General features: G+C 36.1%; 16 protein-coding genes. 12 read left to right on the top strand and 4 right to left on the bottom strand.

The annotated features are described in order from the left end of the window. Positions 1 to 679, top strand: a 679-nt coding sequence (locus tag A9G40_RS13320) for a transposase (RefSeq protein WP_141675279.1), incomplete at its 5' end; no start/stop codon positions are given. A gap of 41 nt (positions 680 to 720) precedes the next feature. On the opposite strand, the gene ilvC is transcribed toward A9G40_RS13320, so the two are convergent. After that, on the bottom strand, positions 721 to 2,199 hold the full coding sequence (ilvC, locus tag A9G40_RS13325; protein ID WP_065583417.1) for a ketol-acid reductoisomerase: 1,479 nt from the start codon (positions 2,197 to 2,199) through the stop codon (positions 721 to 723). Positions 2,200 to 2,373: 174 nt separating this feature from the next. On the opposite strand from ilvC, the gene A9G40_RS15935 reads away from it, so the two are divergent. The 7 genes from A9G40_RS15935 (at position 2,374) to ruvC (ending at position 7,684) form a co-directional block, all read left to right on the top strand. Next, positions 2,374 to 2,610, top strand: coding sequence for a YhdT family protein (locus A9G40_RS15935; RefSeq protein WP_065583418.1), 237 nt, complete (start codon positions 2,374 to 2,376; stop codon positions 2,608 to 2,610). 7 nt (positions 2,611 to 2,617) lie between these two features. Next, positions 2,618 to 4,078 carry a sodium/pantothenate symporter gene (gene panF / locus A9G40_RS13335; RefSeq protein ID WP_065583419.1) on the top strand — a complete coding sequence of 487 codons (1,461 nt, stop codon included), beginning with the start codon at positions 2,618 to 2,620 and terminating at the stop codon, positions 4,076 to 4,078. Beyond that, positions 4,053 to 4,943, top strand: a complete 891-nt coding sequence (prmA, locus tag A9G40_RS13340; RefSeq protein ID WP_065583420.1) for a 50S ribosomal protein L11 methyltransferase — start codon at positions 4,053 to 4,055, stop codon at positions 4,941 to 4,943. The genes panF and prmA overlap by 26 nt, the downstream gene beginning before the upstream one ends. Positions 4,944 to 4,955: 12 nt before the next feature. Further along, a complete protein-coding gene (dusB, locus tag A9G40_RS13345) occupies positions 4,956 to 5,963 on the top strand; it encodes a tRNA dihydrouridine synthase DusB (RefSeq protein WP_065583421.1) in 1,008 nt (335 codons plus the stop codon). Between the two features lie 7 nt (positions 5,964 to 5,970). Next, positions 5,971 to 6,267, top strand: coding sequence for a DNA-binding transcriptional regulator Fis (gene fis / locus A9G40_RS13350; RefSeq protein ID WP_034883623.1), 297 nt, complete (start codon positions 5,971 to 5,973; stop codon positions 6,265 to 6,267). 185 nt (positions 6,268 to 6,452) lie between these two features. Next, positions 6,453 to 7,196, top strand: coding sequence for a YebC/PmpR family DNA-binding transcriptional regulator (locus A9G40_RS13355; protein WP_065583422.1), 744 nt, complete (start codon positions 6,453 to 6,455; stop codon positions 7,194 to 7,196). Then, entirely contained in the window at positions 7,196 to 7,684 is a 489-nt protein-coding gene (gene ruvC / locus A9G40_RS13360) for a crossover junction endodeoxyribonuclease RuvC (protein WP_065583423.1), read from the top strand. The genes A9G40_RS13355 and ruvC overlap by 1 nt, the downstream gene beginning before the upstream one ends. A 133-nt stretch (positions 7,685 to 7,817) precedes the next feature. On the opposite strand, the gene A9G40_RS13365 is transcribed toward ruvC, so the two are convergent. Both A9G40_RS13365 and A9G40_RS13370 read right to left on the bottom strand, forming a co-directional pair. After that, complete coding sequence (locus A9G40_RS13365) at positions 7,818 to 11,027, bottom strand: efflux RND transporter permease subunit (RefSeq protein WP_065583424.1); 3,210 nt, start codon at positions 11,025 to 11,027, stop codon at positions 7,818 to 7,820. Positions 11,028 to 11,041: 14 nt separating this feature from the next. Then, positions 11,042 to 12,241, bottom strand: a complete 1,200-nt coding sequence (locus A9G40_RS13370) for an efflux RND transporter periplasmic adaptor subunit (RefSeq protein WP_065583425.1) — start codon at positions 12,239 to 12,241, stop codon at positions 11,042 to 11,044. A 402-nt stretch (positions 12,242 to 12,643) separates the two neighbouring features. Between A9G40_RS13370 and zipA the strand changes: the two genes are divergently transcribed. From zipA to A9G40_RS13390, 4 genes are all read left to right on the top strand, one after another. Continuing rightward, a complete protein-coding gene (gene zipA, locus A9G40_RS13375; RefSeq protein ID WP_176700507.1) occupies positions 12,644 to 13,567 on the top strand; it encodes a cell division protein ZipA in 924 nt (307 codons plus the stop codon). A gap of 225 nt (positions 13,568 to 13,792) precedes the next feature. Beyond that, positions 13,793 to 15,823: an NAD-dependent DNA ligase LigA gene (gene ligA / locus A9G40_RS13380; RefSeq protein ID WP_065583490.1), complete on the top strand. Its 2,031-nt coding sequence runs from the start codon at positions 13,793 to 13,795 to the stop codon at positions 15,821 to 15,823. Between the two features lie 70 nt (positions 15,824 to 15,893). Next, positions 15,894 to 16,409 (top strand): S-ribosylhomocysteine lyase, encoded by a 516-nt coding sequence (gene luxS / locus A9G40_RS13385; protein WP_065583426.1) that lies wholly within the window; start codon positions 15,894 to 15,896, stop codon positions 16,407 to 16,409. Positions 16,410 to 16,418: 9 nt separating this feature from the next. Continuing rightward, positions 16,419 to 16,607, top strand: a complete 189-nt coding sequence (locus A9G40_RS13390; RefSeq protein WP_065568141.1) for a 2-hydroxymuconate tautomerase — start codon at positions 16,419 to 16,421, stop codon at positions 16,605 to 16,607. A 178-nt stretch (positions 16,608 to 16,785) separates the two neighbouring features. On the opposite strand, the gene ribA is transcribed toward A9G40_RS13390, so the two are convergent. Beyond that, complete coding sequence (gene ribA, locus A9G40_RS13395) at positions 16,786 to 17,397, bottom strand: GTP cyclohydrolase II (RefSeq protein WP_065568142.1); 612 nt, start codon at positions 17,395 to 17,397, stop codon at positions 16,786 to 16,788. Positions 17,398 to 17,443 lie beyond the last annotated feature (46 nt).

Here is a 17,443-nt window from a genome sequence, read left to right on the forward strand (position 1 = left end):
CCAGTTAGAGCGGTTTGGCTTTAATCCGGTTGGTGTCGGCCTTGATGCGGGTTATTTTACGGCTCCCATTTGCCATTTACTGCTGGCAGAGCAGATATATCCGGTGTTGGGTTATCGTCGTCCCACCCATGGTGCGAATCCCATCAGAAAAAAGCAGTTTATCTATAACAGTCAAAACGATACTTATACTTGCCCAAACGGGCAAACATTAATATATAAAACTACCAGCAGGGAAGGTTATCGTCATTATCATTCTGATGCAACAACCTGCAAAATCTGTCCGTTATTGTCACAGTGTACACAGAGTAAAAATACACAGAAAGTCATCACACGGCATATCTGGGAAGCAGATAAAGAGAAAGCCAACGAGATTCGTTTAAGTCAGTGGGGTAAAAAAGTCTATGCTCGGCGAAAAGAAACGATAGAGCGCAGCTTTGCTGATGCTAAACAACATCACGGACATCGCTATGCACGATTTAGAGGAAGAGCGCAGGTTCAAATGCAGTGTTTATTGGCCGCAACGGCTCAAAATATCAAGAAAATAGCGATAAAGCTATTTTTGTTACGTTTTTTTAAGCTATTTTTTAATTTATTTAATAAAATCCAAATTAAAAATCCTATTTATGGTTTAAATAAAAAAATAAACCCCGAATTATATCGAGGTTTGTCATCAATCTGAAAGGTGCTTTTGAGCACCTTTCTATTCTATGATAACATAGTTTAGCTTGCTACATTAATACGTTTCATATCTGTCATATAGCTACGCAGTTTTCGTCCAATAATTTCGATTGGATGATTGCGAATTTCATCATTTACATCACGTAAATAAGCATTATCAACACGACCTTCTGGAATCGCTTTACCAAGATCACCAGATTGCAACATTGGCATAAATTTCTCTCTTAGCAATGGTACCGCTGCATTAGCAAACAGATAGTTACCATACTCAGCTGTATCTGAAATGACGACATTCATTTCATACAAGCGCTTACGCGCAATAGTATTAGCAATAAGTGGTAATTCATGTAATGATTCATAATAAGCTGATTCAGGTAAAATACCAGATTCAAGCATAGTTTCGAACGCAAGTTCAACACCAGCTTTAACCATCGCAACCATAACAACTCCTTGATCAAAATAAGCTTGCTCGTCAATTTTACCTTGATATTCGGCGGCTTTTTCAAATGCGGTTTCGCCAGTTTCTTTACGCCATCTAAGCAGGTTGGCATCATCATTAGCCCAGTCTTTCATCATCGTTGATGAAAACTCGCCAGAAATAATATCATCCATATGTTTACGATAAAGATCGGTCATGATCACTTTTAATTCTTTTGCTAAAGCATTTGCTCTTAATTTAGCTGGGTTTGATAAACGATCCATCATTAAAGTAATACCGCCTTGTTTTAAGGCTTCAGTGATCGTTTCCCAACCAAATTGGAGTAATTTACATGCATAAGCTGGATCAACGCCATCTGAAACTAATTTATCAAAACAAAGTAATGATCCTGTCTGTAACATACCACAAAGAATGGTTTGCTCCCCCATTAAATCTGACTTAACTTCAGCGACAAATGATGACTGTAGAACACCCGCTCGATGCCCGCCAGTTGCTGCTGCCCATGCTTTAGCAATAGCTAAACCCTCACCTTTTGGATCGTTTTCTGGGTGAACAGCAATAAGTGTAGGCACTCCAAAGCCACGTTTATACTCTTCACGCACTTCTGTTCCTGGGCATTTAGGTGCTACCATTACAACAGTGATATCAGGTCGAATCTTTTCCCCGACTTCGACAATATTAAAACCATGTGAATAACCTAGCGTTGCGCCTTGTTTCATCAATGGTTGGATAGCTTGTACAACAGCTGAATGCTGTTTGTCTGGTGTCAAGTTAATGACAAGATCTGCTGTAGGAATTAATTCTTCATAACTGCCAACTTTAAAACCATTCTCGGTTGCTTTTTTCCATGATGCACGCTTTTCAACAATAGCCTCTTTACGTAATGTATAAGCAATATCTAAACCCGAGTCACGCATATTAAGACCTTGGTTCAGTCCCTGAGCACCACAACCAACAATTACAATTTTCTTACCTTTTAGAAAATCAGCTTCCGACGCAAATTCATTGCGAGCCATAAAACGGCATTGACCTAGTTGCTCTAATTTTTCACGTAAATTTAGTGTATTAAAATAATTTGACATTATTCTCTCCATGAGTTGAATTATTCATAATCAATTTATCAAGCACTATATATTACTTTTGTTATTGCTGAAATTGATATATTTAAAAGACTATATTGCATAAATTGCAATAAACTTGCTAAGTTAAGTACTTTCTTTTAATCTAAGCCACCTTCAATTCATCAATAAATCAATATGGATGCTCGATATAAGCAAGCAAGTAAAGAAGCTAAACTATCATTAGTATTAACATTTATTTATCTTCTTGGCTGGATTATTTGTGCTTACTGCGTTAGTAACAAACTAGGTTTTTTAGGACTCCCATTGTGGTTTGAACTATCTTGCATTATGGTACCTCTAGGTTTTATATTGCTGTGCTGGGTAGTTGTAAAATTTCAATTCAAAAATATCTCGTTAGAACAAACTAAGTGATTAACCAATGCATTTTGATATTATTTTACCGCTTGTTATCTACCTTATTTTTGTATTTGCGTTATCAATTTATGCTTATGTTAAACGCAAAAAAGTAAATCAATTTACTGATTATTTTATTGGTAATCGAACTATGGGTGGATTTCTACTCGCCATGACATTAGCTGCAACTTATATTAGTGCAAGCTCGTTTATTGGTGGTCCTGGTGCAGCTTATAAACTTGGACTTGGATGGGTATTGCTATCCATGATTCAAGTCCCTACCGTTTTACTTTCACTTGGTATTCTAGGTAAAAAATTTGCGATTTTAGCACGTAAATATAATGCAATTACCTTAAGTGATATTCTCTATGCCCATTACCGAAGTAAACTTATTGTTTGGTTTGCAAGCATAGCGCTTGTCGTTGCCTTTATTGGCGCAATGACAGTACAATTTGTCGGTGGTGCTCGCTTACTTCAATCTTCAGTTGGAATTCCTTATCATACTGGATTATTAATATTTGGTATTGGTACTGTAATTTATACTGCTTTTGGTGGCTTCAGAGCTAGCATTTTAAATGATGCATTTCAAGGTTTAATAATGATCATTGGTGCTATATTATTACTTGGGGCTATTATTTATAATGGTGGTGGAATTACGGCAATTATCACTCGATTGGCACAAATAGATCCCGCACTGCTAGCACCACAAGGACCAAATGATTTTATGGATTTTCCTTTCATGGCTTCATTTTGGATATTAGTCTGTTTTGGTGTAGTTGGCTTACCTCATACTGCGGTGCGCTGTATGGCTTATAAAGATAGCAAAGCTGTACATCGGGGGATTATTATTGGTACTATTGTTGTTACCATTATCATGCTAACAATGCACCTATCTGGCGCTTTAGGTCGTGCTATTGTTGATGATCTAACAATTCCTGATCAAATAGTGCCAACATTGATCATCAATGTATTACCCCCTTTTGCCGCTGGAATCTTTTTGGCTGCGCCACTTGCTGCTATTATGTCAACAATTAATGCTCAATTATTACAAGTTTCATCGGTAATAATTAAAGACCTATTTTTAAGCACGAGACATAGTAAAAAATATAATGATAAAATGCTAACTCGCCTATCCGTTATTATCACCTTTATTTTTGGCGGACTACTTATTTTGGCTGCTTGGAATCCACCAGATATGATAATTTGGCTAAATTTACTCGCTTTTGGTGGGCTTGAAGCTGTATTTTTATGGCCATTAGTCCTTGGATTATATTGGAAAAAAGCCAATGCAACTGGTGCGCTTTACTCAATGCTTGCTGGAGCAGCGAGTTACATATTATTAGCTGGCTATAATATTAAACTACTATCACTTCATCCAATTGTGCCATCGTTAACTATTGGATTGATTGTTTTTATTATAGCCAATATATTCGGTATATTTTGTAATAGAGAGAAAAATTATGCCTTGGATTCAACTCAAAATTAACACAACTAACAAACTTGCTGAACAAATCAGCAAGCAGTTAGAAGAATCAGGTGCAGTATCAGTCACATTTCAAGATACTTATGATAATCCTGTTTTTGAACCTTTACCAGGTGAAACTAAGCTTTGGGGAGATACCGATGTCATTGGGTTATATGATGCGCAAACAAACATTGATGAATTAAAAGCAATATTAAATATTGAGCAATATTCTTACAAAATTGAGCAATTAGAAGATAAAAATTGGGAACGTGAGTGGATGGATAACTTTCATCCTATGCAATTTGGTAAACGCCTTTGGATTTGTCCAAGCTGGTGCGAGGTACCTAATTCAAATGCAGTTAATGTTATGTTGGATCCAGGCTTAGCATTTGGCACTGGCACTCATCCAACTACTGCATTATGCTTAACTTGGCTCGATAGTTTAGATCTTACAGATAAATTGGTTATTGATTATGGTTGCGGATCAGGTATTTTAGCCATTGCAGCACTAAAATTAGGTGCAAAACGTGTAATTGGTATTGATATCGATCCTCAAGCCATCCAAGCTAGCCGAGACAATGCACAGCGTAACGATGTTAGCGAAAAACTAGAACTTTATTTATCAAAAGATATCCCTAATGATTTACAGGCAGATGTTGTTGTTGCCAACATTTTAGCTGGGCCATTAAAAGAGCTTGAGCCACATATAAGCAAATTAGTAAAATCACAAGGTAAGCTAGGGTTATCTGGTATTTTGTCCAGCCAATCATCTAGTGTTTGCATGGCTTATCAACCCCATTTTGAACTAGACCCTGTAGTTGAACAAGAAGAGTGGTGCCGTATCACTGGCAAAAAAAGTAAAAAAAATAACATTACCCCCTTTTAAGTTAGAAAAAAAATGCGTAATATAGCCGACCTTAATTTGCTTAGCATTGGTGAAGTAAAATTAAAGAATAATTTAATTGCTGCACCAATGGCTGGAATCAGCGATAAACCATTTCGTAATTTATGTTATCGATTTGGTGCTGGTATGACAGTTTCAGAAATGTTTTTAGCAAATTCGGATGTTTGGCATACTGATAAATCAGCTTTGCGAATGAAAGCAAGTGATGATATTGGTATTCGTGCAGTACAAATTGTCGGTTCAGATCCTGATGAAATGGCAAGAGCTGCTGAGTTTAACGTCAAACATGGCGCCCAATTAATTGATATTAACATGGGATGCCCTGCAAAAAAGGTCAATAAAAAATTGGCTGGATCTGCCTTAATGCAGTATCCTAAACTTATTAAAAATATTTTGCAGAAAGTTGTCGGCGCAGTCAATGTGCCGGTAACATTAAAAACGCGGACTGGATGGAATAAAGATCATAGAAATTGCATTGAAATCGCACAAATTGCACAGGATTGTGGCATAAAGGCAATTACTATTCATGGAAGAACACGTGCATGCTTATTCAACGGTGTGGCTGAATATGACTCGATTAAGGCAGTTAAAGAAAACGTTACTATTCCTGTAATTGCCAATGGAGATATTTGTACACCAGAACAGGCAAAAGATGTTTTTCAATATACGCAGGCCGATGCTATAATGATCGGTCGAGCGGCACAGGGGAGACCTTGGATATTTGAAGAAATTGCATTCTATTTAACACATGGACAGTTACAAAAAAATAAAAGTATTGATGAAGTAGAGCAAGTTGTGTTATCGCATCTTGATGAGCTTTATCAATTCTATGGAGAATACAAAGGATTAAGGATTGCCAGAAAGCATGTAAATTGGTATACCAAGAATTATGCTGACAGCGATCAATTCAGGCGCTTTTTTAGTGTACTTAGTAATACAAGTGAGCAAGTAAGCACACTAAAAGCATTTTTTAGTCAAATTAGAAATAACCCAAAGAGTTAAGAATACTATGTCAGAACAACGCGTTACAGCTGCAGCACTTAAATTTACGACTGTAAATTCTCAAGACCAAATAACACAAAAACCTTTGCGGGATTCAGTGAAGCAAGCTTTAAAAAACTATTTATCTCAATTAAATGGTGAAGACCCTACTGATCTATATGAGTTAGTGTTAGCTGAAGTTGAACATCCATTCCTTGATATGGTTATGCAATATACACGTGGTAATCAAACTAGAGCAGCTAACATGCTTGGTATCAACCGCGGTACACTACGCAAAAAACTAAAACAGTATGGAATGAGTTAATCACCTATTGTTTTATATTATACTATGACAAAAAAGCGCCTTCACATAAGGCGCTTTTTTGCTAACAACTAAAAAAAATCACTATAATCAATCTATCAAAAATGAATAAACATATTGATAATGAATTTTAAGTAAAAGTTTGTTAAAATACAGCGATTTTAAAATTATTTAATCTGGAGAATTTTATGGCAGGTCATAGTAAATGGGCCAATACCAAACACCGTAAAGCAGCGCAAGATGCAAAACGCGGTAAAATATTTACCAAAATTATTCGTGAGTTGGTAACCGCAGCAAAACTTGGTGGCGGCGATCCAGCGTCAAATCCACGGTTACGTGCAGCAATGGACAAAGCATTATCGAATAATATGACCCGCGATACCATGAATCGAGCGGTTGCTCGTGGTGTTGGTGGTGAAGATGATAGCAATATGGAAACAATCATTTATGAAGGCTATGGCCCTGCTGGTACTGCTGTCATGGTTGAATGCTTAAGTGATAATCGTAATCGTACCGTATCAGAAGTGCGCCACGCCTTTACTAAAACGGGTGGCAATTTAGGTACTGATGGTTCAGTTTCATATTTATTTACCAAAAAAGGAGTTATTTCATATCCGACGGGTACCAATGAAGATCAAGTGATGAATGCTGCGCTTGAAGCAGGTGCTGATGATGTTGTTACTTACGATGATGGCGCTATTGATGTTTTTACCACACCAGAAACATTTGGTGAAGTAAAAGATGCACTTGATGCAGCAGGGTTAGTTGCTGAAGCCGCTGAAGTATCAATGATTCCAGCAACAAAAGTCGATCTTGACATTGAATCTGCACCAAAATTATTACGTCTGATTGATATGCTCGAAGATTGTGATGATGTTCAAGAAGTTTATCATAACGGTGAAGTTTCTGACGAGGTCGCAGCAACGCTTTAATGGCCATTATTCTTGGCATCGATCCAGGCTCTCGTTTGACGGGTTACGGTGTAATCCGCCAAACTGGGCGTCAACTTTCCTATCTTGGCAGTGGATGTATCCGTACTTCTGTTGATGATCTGCCTACTCGTTTAAAACGGGTATATGCAGGTGTCAGTGAAATTATACTCCAATTTCAACCCGATATATTTGTTATTGAGCAAGTGTTTATGGCTCGTAATGCCGATTCTGCGTTAAAATTAGGTCAAGCCAGGGGTGCTGCTATTGTCGCTGCGGTTAATAATAATTTACCAGTTTTTGAGTATGCTGCTCGTTTAGTTAAGCAGTGTGTAGTAGGAACTGGTGCTGCAGATAAAAAACAAGTACAGCATATGGTAAAATTATTATTAAAATTACCAGCTAGCCCGCAAGCCGATGCTGCTGATGCTTTAGCTATAGCAATTACCCACGCTCATACCAGCCAACAATTAATAAAGTCTCGTAAGTAATATATACTAAATATCAAGTAATGGTAGACATCTATAAACAAAAAATACGCCAATAAATTGGCGCATTTTTTATCTTAATATCGCGTTAAAATGCATGCCCAATATGCAATTTGATCCATGCATTAAAAACTAACTATTCAGTTTTTGCTTTTGAGCGGTTGGTTGGTAACACAGCTTTATTTTTATGTTTAGTAAATAATTTAGTTATAAATAAGAAGAATAACGGTACATAAAATATAGTTAAAAATGTTGCTGTTAACATACCACCAATTACCCCAGTACCTACTGCATTTTGACTTGCAGAACCAGCACCACTATTTAATGCTAGTGGTAGTACACCAAGAATAAAGGCAAATGAAGTCATCAAAATTGGACGTAGACGCAAACGGCAAGCTTCAAGTGTTGCATCTATTAACGATTTACCTTCTTTTTCAAGGGCATCCTTGGCAAACTCAACAATCAAAATAGCATTTTTAGCTGACAGCCCCATAGTGGTCAATAAACCAACAATAAAGTAAATATCATTATCAAGTCCTCTAAACATCGTTGCATAAACAGTTCCTAAAATACCAAGAGGAATAATGAACAAAATCGAAATAGGCACTGTCCAGCTTTCGTATAACGCGGCTAGTGACAAGAATACCACAATGATTGAAATAATATAAAGTGTCGTTGTTTGTGAACCTGTTTGACGTTCCTGATACGAAATGTCTGTCCAATCAAATGTAAATCCTTTTGGTAACTGTTTTGATAATTCTTCCATCACAGTCATTGCTTGACCAGAACTCATTCCAGGTGCAGCTAAGCCACTTATACCCATTGCTGCTACACCATCATAACGTTCTAAAGAGGGTGAACCATAAGTTTTTGTTGTGCTTGCAAATGCATCATAAGGTACCATTTGCCCATTTTTATTTTTGACATGCCAATAACTAAAATCATCAGGCAACATACGGTAAGGTGCATCAGATTGCAGATAGACTTTTTTAACTCGGTTATTATAAACAAAGTCATCAATATAAGCAGAACCTAATGCTGTAGATAATACAGTATTAACACTACTGACTGACACACCAAGAGCCTGTGCAGTTTCAAAATCAACATTAATTTTATATTGAGGAACATCTAACATACTAGCTGGACGTACTTGTTGTAAATCAGGATGATGAGAGGCTTGCTCAAGCATTTGGAAAAACGCAGCAACTAATGCTTGATGCCCTAATCCCGCAGTATCTTTAAGCATATAAGAGAAACCATTAGCCATACCTAAAGATGGCACTGCTGGTAAATTAGTTACAATTACACGACCTTCGGTTATGGTTGACGCAAATCTCATGCCGTCTCCAACTAAAGCGTTAACTTTTTGATCGGCTCGTTTGCGCTCATCCCAATTTTTTAATCGGATAAAACCCATCCCCATATTTTGCCCACGACCAACCATGCTAAAACCAGCGACAGTAAATATTTCCTCAACAGACTTTACTTTTTCTTCAGTATAAAAACGAGCGGTTTTATTTAAAACTGACATGGTTTGCTCTAATGTGGAACCCGGTGGTAATTCAACTAAAACTAAAAGCACGCCCTGATCTTCATTTGGTAAAAAACCTGTAGGTAAACGGTTAAAACCGAATAACAATCCAACGAGTATTAAAGCATAACAAACAAAAGCAACTATAGGCTTACGGATAACCTTAATAACGCTTTTCTCATAAGAACGTAAACTTTTATCATAAAAGTGGTTAAACCACTTAAAAAAGCGTTTAGTGCCTGTTGAGCACCAACTAAATGGAGGTACCGACTCTAATTTCTCACCTAATGAACTTTTCTTAACTTTATTTTTAGACGGCGCTTTCAAAATCTGCACACAAAGTGCCGGTGTCAATATAATCGCCATCAATACTGATAATCCCATTGCCGTTACTATGGTAATTGAAAACTGGCGATATATCCCCCCAGCAGCACCACCATAAAACGCCATCGGCACAAATACAGCAGATAAAACAACAGCAATCCCAACTAATGCTGAAGTGATTTGCTCCATCGATTTAACCGTTGCATCATAAGGCGATAAACCCTCATCATGCATGATACGTTCAACATTTTCAATAACAACGATTGCATCATCCACCAACAATCCAATAGCAAGTACCATAGCAAACATGGATAAGGTATTAATGGTAAATCCACAAATATAGAGGATCGCAAATGTCCCCAATAATACAACAGGTACAGTGATAGTAGGTATAAGTGTCGATCGAAGATTTTGTAAAAATACATACATGACAATAACAACCAAAATGATTGCTTCAATTAATGTATGAATTACATTGTTAATAGATAACTTAACAAATGGGGTTGTATCATATGGAAAAGAATATTTAATATCTTCTGGAAAAATTTTAGATAACTCTTCTAATTTTTTATCCACCTTTGCCGAAGTATCTAATTGGTTAGCGCCCGTTGCTAAATATATCCCGAGGCCAGCTGATACATTGCCATTATAATGAGAAATAAAGTTATAATCCGACGCGCCAATTTCAACGATTGCCACATCTTTTAATAAAATGTTAGAACCATCGGTATTAACTCGAACAAGAATATTTTGAAATTGTTCAGGTGTTTTTAAACGCGATTGTGCGGTAATGGTTGCATTAAGCTCTTGCCCTTCATTTACAGGTAAAGCGCCTAACTGTCCAGCGGTTACTTGTGCATTTTGCGCTTGAATGGCTGCAATAATTTCTTCAATTGATAGATTAAAGTAGGTTAATTTATTGGGATCAAGCCAGATACGCATAGCATATTCAGAACCAAATAATTGAGTATCACCCACCCCTTGAACTCGTCGAATTTGATCTTGCACAGTAGAATAGACGAAGTCAGCTATATCAGCCTGTGTTTTTTTCGGATTAGTTGAATAAAAACCAACAACTTTTAAAAAGCTGGTATTGTTTTTAGCAACAGATACGCCATTTTTTTGCACACTCTCAGGTAAGCGAGACTTAATACTCTCTATCTTATTTAAAACTTGCACTTGAGCAAAATCAGGATTGGAACCAGGCGCAAAAGTCAATGTTGTTTGGACAAAGCCTTGTGCACTACTGGTTGATTTCATATAAATGAGGTTATCTAGCCCTGTTAAATTTTGTTCAATCAACTGAGTTACTGTATTTTCAATAGTTTGTGCATCAGCACCCGGATAAGTTGCACTAACAGTTACAGAAGGGGGAGCAATATCTGGATACTGTTCAACAGCCAGCAACTTTATACATAAGGCACCGCCTAGCATCATCATGATAGCAATTACCCATGCAAACACTGGTCTATCAATAAAAAACTTAGCCATAATTCAATCTACCCTTATTTCATACTATTTTGGAGAATACCATCTAATTGCTCCTGCGAAAGCTTATCAGGATCACCTATTTTTGTTACTTTCATTGGAGGGGCATCTTTAATTGGCTTTTCGATAGCGGTTAAATTAAGTAATCCAGTGATAATGACTTCTTCTCCTGCATTAATCCCTTTTGTTACAATCCAATAGCCACCTATTCCTGCATATACTTGGATACCCTGGCGATATTCTACTGTATTATCTGGTTTTAAAATTTTTGCAGTATATTGTCCAAATTGATTACTCGTAATTCCTTTTTGTGGAACAAGTATAGCGTTTTTTATTATGCCTAATGTTAGTCTAGGTTTAACAAACATACCTGGTAAAATCTTTCCATCACTATTTGAAAATTGCGAACGCAAAGTTACAGTGCCTGTTGTTTCGTTAACCGTCATATCAGAGAATTTAATAGTACCAGCTTCGGGATATTTTGAACCATCGCTGAAAAAGAGTTCAACATTATTGCTTTTAATTGGTTCATAAATTACATTTTCATCTTGAAGATATTTATTGTAACGAGTTGCTGCTTCAGTCATATCAATATAAATAGGATCAAGTTGTTGAACTAATGCTAATGGGGAAGGCTGCCCTGCTGAAACCAAAGCGCCTTCGGTAATACTTGATTTGCCAATATAGCCATCAATCGGCGAATACACTTTCGTATAATCCAAATTGACTTTAGCGGTATGCTCTGCCGCTTGTGCAACTAATACTGCAGCTTCAGCTCGCTTAGCATCAGCGGCAGCTTTATCGTAATCTTGTTGGCTAATCGACTTACTATTTAATAATCCAGCATAACGCTTAAGAGTAAGTTGAGCAATATTTGCATTTGCTTTAGCACTAGCAACACTAGCTACCGCACTATCATAGTTAGCTTGATAAATAGCTGGATCTATCTGATAAAGAGACTGACCTGCCTTAACATTTGAACTTTCATCAAACTCACGTTTTAAAACAATACCACTCACTTGAGGTCTAATTTCGGCAATTTGAGATGCGACAACTCTACCTGGTAAATTAATTTTTAATGTATAACTTAATGGCTCAACCTTAAATACAGTTACCTTTGGTAAACCTCTCTGCGGTTTACCATTATCACAACTTGTTAGTAAAAGTAGGCTGGCAAGCGCCACAGGCAAGGCTAATAATAGCTTGTTAAATCTCATAAAAATGACCTCAGTACACTTAATAATTATTTTATTAAAAATAGATCTTATCTTTAAACGTGATTGGCGATTTTACAAAAAATATGCATAAATTGTAAGTAACTTTACAAGTTAATAGCACGGAGTTCTAAAAAATGGAGAACTAAGTTATGATATTAAAAATATATATTGATAATTATGAATATTGTCAGAAATCAAGTAATATATATTAATTAATTTTTAGTGCTATAACGTATTTCAAAGAAAATGTTATACTAAAAACTAGGTGGGGTTGCTTTAATGAAGATTAATCTAGATTGTTAAAGAAATTAATATTTACATTGCTATACTCCATAATCATTTTTTTCAAAATATGATTGAATAATTTAAGTCTATATTTAATTTAATACAGAGATGGTTATTATGGATAATTTACGTATTGTTCTAGTTGTTGTTGCATCCTTAGTCATTATTGCATTGTTCATCCATGGATTTTGGATTAATAAAAAGGAGCGATCTTCACTTTTTAGTTCAGATAAAAAAGAAAAATTTTCACAAAGCACGCAACAAGATCAAAACTTTCCTACAAATGATATAGAAGAGGATGAGGTGATTTTACTCACTCCAAAAACAACAAAAAATGATGAAATCGTTGAAAATAAAGTAATTATCAATGAATCTATAAAAGAAAATATACCACAGCAAGATGATTTATTTACTGATCGGGATGAGCAGCTCAAAATTAATACAGACGTAGCAAAAGAACCCGCTACCGACGAAAATCATGACCTTTTTGAAAATGAACAACAACTTAATCTAATCCAAACAACCAAGGAAAAACATGTTGATGTTGATGTTAATATTGATACCAATAATCAAATTAACCATAACAACAAACCTGAAAAACTAGATATAAATAAAGAAGATCCCGCAACCGAAATTATCGTATTAAATGTCACTGGTATTAATGGAAAATTACTTCAAGGTGATGTACTACTTGCAAGTATTATGCAATCAGGTTTTCAATTTGGTGATATGAGAATTTTTCACCGCCATGTAGATCCTGCAGGTAACGGTTCAATATTATTTAGTTTAGCTAATATGGTCACACCAGGATATCTGGATCCTGAAACAATGCATGAATTTACCACACCAGGTGTATCTATTTTTATGATAGCTCCAACTGAAGGTAACAATCAGCAAAACTTCAAATTAATGTTACAAACAGCACAACGCATAGCGGATGATGTCAACGGTGTGGTATTAGATGATGAACACCATATGCTGACACCACAAAAAATCGACAGTTACAAAGAGCGAATTAAAAAGTCTTGTAACAAAATTTAACCACAACATCAATATTTATCAGTAAATTTAACACAAATCACCAACCACGGTTGGTGAGTGCGAATAAATATTGATGAAAAATGTTTATTTAAATGATCTCATTTAATCATACATTATTTCAATTAAAGTTGTAATAATATTCCCAAACCCGACGTTTTAATTTAAGAGTCTATTATCATGTCCCTATCGAATAAAACTGAACACTCAGTAAATTTAACTGAATCGATTGAAGATATAACAAAACAATTGACCTCGCTACGAAGCCTAATTAGGCATCATGAGTACTGTTATTATGTGCTTGACACCCCAGAAATTCCCGATGTTGAATATGATAAATTAATAAAACAGCTACAAACTTTAGAACAACAATATCCAGCTCTTATTACTCCCGATTCACCAACACAAAGAGTTGGTGGCACCCCATTAGAGCAATTTTCATCGATAAAGCATGAAATACCTATGCTATCACTTGATAACGTCTTTGATGATACTGGTTTTATTGCATTTAACAAACGAGTTAAAGATCGTCTTCATTTTAATGACAATGAACATGTTGAATATTGTTGTGAGCTCAAACTTGATGGACTTGCCGTCAGCCTACTTTATGAAAATGGGCACTTTATACAAGCTGCAACACGAGGTGATGGAACAACTGGCGAAGACATCACCGCAAATGTAAAAACCATAAAAGTGATTCCGTTAATTTTAAAAGGTGACAACATCCCAACTCGATTAGAAGTGCGCGGTGAAGTATTTATGACACACAAAGGATTCGAGAAACTCAATTCAGACGCAGAAAAACGCAATGAAAAGATATTTGCCAATCCACGTAACGCAGCCGCTGGGTCATTAAGACAATTGGATCCTAAAATCACCGCTAAACGGCCACTGACATTTTTTTGTTACGGTGTAGGCATTGTCGAAGGTGTTGCATTACCTAACACTCATTATGATCGCCTAATGCAATTTAAAGCGTGGGGATTACCAGTAAGTGATAAAGTAGAAAAACGTCAAGGTGCGCAAGCTGCTTTAGACTATTTTAAACAAATTGGTGAACAACGAATGTCATTAGATTTTGATATCGACGGAGTGGTCATCAAAGTCAATAGCATTGAACAACAAAATAAACTGGGCTTTGTTGCTCGTGCACCAAAATGGGCTACCGCATTTAAATTCCCCGCCCAAGAAGAAGTGACACAATTAAACAAAGTAGACTTTCAAGTTGGACGCACAGGAGCAATTACTCCCGTAGCCAGACTTAAACCTGTTTCAGTGGCGGGTGTTATTGTCAGCAATGCAACATTACATAATAGTGATGAAATTGCTCGATTAGGTATCCGTGAAGGCGACTATGTAACAATACGTCGAGCTGGTGATGTTATTCCTAAAATTGTTGCTGTTATATTAGATAGAAGGCCCAAAAACACAAAAGAAATCATATTTCCAACGCACTGCCCAATTTGTGGCTCACAAATAGTTCGAGATGAAGGTCAAGCCGTTTCACGTTGTGCAGGAGGTCTAATTTGCCCTGCACAACGCAAAGAAGCCTTAAAGCACTTTGTTTCACGCCGAGCAATGAACGTAGATGGGATGGGTGATAAACTTATCGAGCAACTAGTTGATAAAGATTATGTTAAAACTCCTGTAGATTTATATAAACTAACACTGCCAATGCTATGTAGCTTAGATAAAGTTGGCGAAAAATCTGCTAATAATTTACTAAATGCACTAGAAGCATCTAAAAATACAACATTAAACCGCTTCATCTTTGCGCTTGGCATTCCCAATGTTGGTGAAGTTACAGCCGAGAATCTGGTTAACCAGCTTGGCAGTTTACCCGCAATTGAAAATGCCTCACTTGAACAGCTACAAACAGTAAATGACATTGGCGCCGTTATTGCAGAAAGCATTATAGACTTTTTCCAAGAACCGCATAATCGCGATGTCATTGAACAATTAACCAGCAATGAAATTGGCATTCACTGGCAAGATCTTAATCTACAAGAACAAAAATCTGACTCTAATTCACCTTTTTCAGGTAAAACTATAGTATTAACTGGTACTTTATCGGTTTTAACACGAGATGAAGCCAAAAACAAATTAAAGCAACTCGGTGCCAAAGTAACAGGTAGCGTATCAAAAAACACCGATCTAGTTATTGCTGGAGAAGCCGCTGGATCTAAACTAAATAAAGCCCAAGAATTGGGAATAAAAGTGATTGACGAGCAGGAAATGCTAAATTTAATTGCTCAATAAATATAAATTTTATTGGTGCTAATTAATAGATTGATTAAAATAACGAGTATCAAAAAACAAGGAGGATATTATGCCTTTATTAGATAGTTTTAAAGTTGATCATACAAAAATGAAAGCACCTTTTGTGCGAATTGCAAAAACAATGATAACCCCAAAAGGCGATGACATTACTGTGTTTGATCTTCGCTTTACTATTCCAAACAAAGATAATTTACCTGAAAAAGGGATTCATACATTAGAGCATTTATTTGCAGGATTTATGCGTGAGCATCTTAGCAGTGATAAAATTGAAATCATCGACATCTCACCAATGGGGTGCCGTACAGGATTTTACATGAGCTTAATTGGCAAACCCAACGAGGAATTAGTTGTTGATGCATGGCAAAAATCAATGCATGCAGTATTAGCTGTAAAATCACAAAACCAGATTCCTGAATTAAACGAATATCAGTGTGGTACTTATAAAATGCACTCATTAGATGAAGCCAAAGCCATTGCTGAACAAATTATAAAATCGGGTATTGGCATATGTCATAATGATGAAATTGCATTGACGGATGAACAACTAGCTAAAATAAATAACTAGGAGCAAACTATGCCAAATGTCGTTATCGACTTTTTAGAAGGTCGTACAATAGAGCAAAAAAGAGAAATGGCAAAACGCGTCACTAATGCTATTGTTGAAACCCTCAACTGCAAGCCAGAAGCCGTACAAATTATCATGCACGAAATATCAAAAGATCAGATCGCTAATGGTGGCGTGCTGCGCAGTGATAAAGATTGATATTAACATTAAAAAATTATTGGTAAAACAGACAAGATCAATAAGTTAAAATCGCTCTTATATTACATTTTGTAAAAAAATCTCAAATATAAAACATTTGAGATTTTTTATTCTAACAACTTTTGCTGTTTTATAAACATTCAATCATAAATGAATTGACCGCTATTTAACCAAAAACTTAATGTTTACAATGACAGTGATGCAAATGAAGTAAGTGCCCCATCTTGCTTGCTTTTGTTTCTAAATAGTGTTCATTATTAGGATTTTCGCCAACTTCCAATGGCTCACGTTGCGTAATTTTAATTCCAGACTGTTCAAGCACTCTTATTTTTTCTGGATTGTTGGTTAATAAACGTATCTGAGATACACCTAATAACGTCAACATATCAGCACATAGAGTAAAATCACGTTCATCGGCTGCAAAACCCAACTTTTCATTGGCTTCAACAGTATCTAAACCTTGATCTTGTAACGCATAAGCCCTAATTTTATTTAGTAAACCTATATTACGTCCTTCTTGGCGATGGTAAATTAAAACACCTTTGCCTTCTTTTGCAATTTGTTTTAAAGCTGCCTCTAACTGAAAACCACAATCACAGCGTAAACTAAAAAGCGCATCGCCAGTTAAGCATTCAGAATGAATTCTTGTAAGAACTGGTGTATCATCGGATATATCACCAAATACTAATGCAGCATGATCCTTTTTTGTTGCAATTTCTTCAAATCCAACAATAGTAAAACATCCCCATGGCGTTGGCAGTTTTGCTTGTGCAACACGTTTTAATTGCATTATTGTCTCCGTTTTAAGTAAAACATAAAAAATATTTTATAAAAAT

Source organism: Gilliamella sp. Nev3-1 (genome assembly GCF_001690435.1).
GTDB lineage: Bacteria > Pseudomonadota > Gammaproteobacteria > Enterobacterales > Orbaceae > Gilliamella > Gilliamella apicola_C.

What these genes read in the sequence shown, in the direction of transcription:
- ilvC (WP_065583417.1), bottom strand. Translation starts at nt 2,199, where the DNA reads ATGTCAAATTATTTTAATACACTAAATTTACGTGAAAAATTAGAGCAA.
- A9G40_RS15935 (WP_065583418.1), top strand. Translation starts at nt 2,374, where the DNA reads ATGGATGCTCGATATAAGCAAGCAAGTAAAGAAGCTAAACTATCATTA.
- panF (WP_065583419.1), top strand. Translation starts at nt 2,618, where the DNA reads ATGCATTTTGATATTATTTTACCGCTTGTTATCTACCTTATTTTTGTA.
- prmA (WP_065583420.1), top strand. Translation starts at nt 4,053, where the DNA reads ATGCCTTGGATTCAACTCAAAATTAACACAACTAACAAACTTGCTGAA.
- dusB (WP_065583421.1), top strand. Translation starts at nt 4,956, where the DNA reads ATGCGTAATATAGCCGACCTTAATTTGCTTAGCATTGGTGAAGTAAAA.
- fis (WP_034883623.1), top strand. Translation starts at nt 5,971, where the DNA reads ATGTCAGAACAACGCGTTACAGCTGCAGCACTTAAATTTACGACTGTA.
- A9G40_RS13355 (WP_065583422.1), top strand. Translation starts at nt 6,453, where the DNA reads ATGGCAGGTCATAGTAAATGGGCCAATACCAAACACCGTAAAGCAGCG.
- ruvC (WP_065583423.1), top strand. Translation starts at nt 7,196, where the DNA reads ATGGCCATTATTCTTGGCATCGATCCAGGCTCTCGTTTGACGGGTTAC.
- A9G40_RS13365 (WP_065583424.1), bottom strand. Translation starts at nt 11,027, where the DNA reads ATGGCTAAGTTTTTTATTGATAGACCAGTGTTTGCATGGGTAATTGCT.
- A9G40_RS13370 (WP_065583425.1), bottom strand. Translation starts at nt 12,241, where the DNA reads ATGAGATTTAACAAGCTATTATTAGCCTTGCCTGTGGCGCTTGCCAGC.
- zipA (WP_176700507.1), top strand. Translation starts at nt 12,644, where the DNA reads ATGGATAATTTACGTATTGTTCTAGTTGTTGTTGCATCCTTAGTCATT.
- luxS (WP_065583426.1), top strand. Translation starts at nt 15,894, where the DNA reads ATGCCTTTATTAGATAGTTTTAAAGTTGATCATACAAAAATGAAAGCA.
- A9G40_RS13390 (WP_065568141.1), top strand. Translation starts at nt 16,419, where the DNA reads ATGCCAAATGTCGTTATCGACTTTTTAGAAGGTCGTACAATAGAGCAA.
- ribA (WP_065568142.1), bottom strand. Translation starts at nt 17,397, where the DNA reads ATGCAATTAAAACGTGTTGCACAAGCAAAACTGCCAACGCCATGGGGA.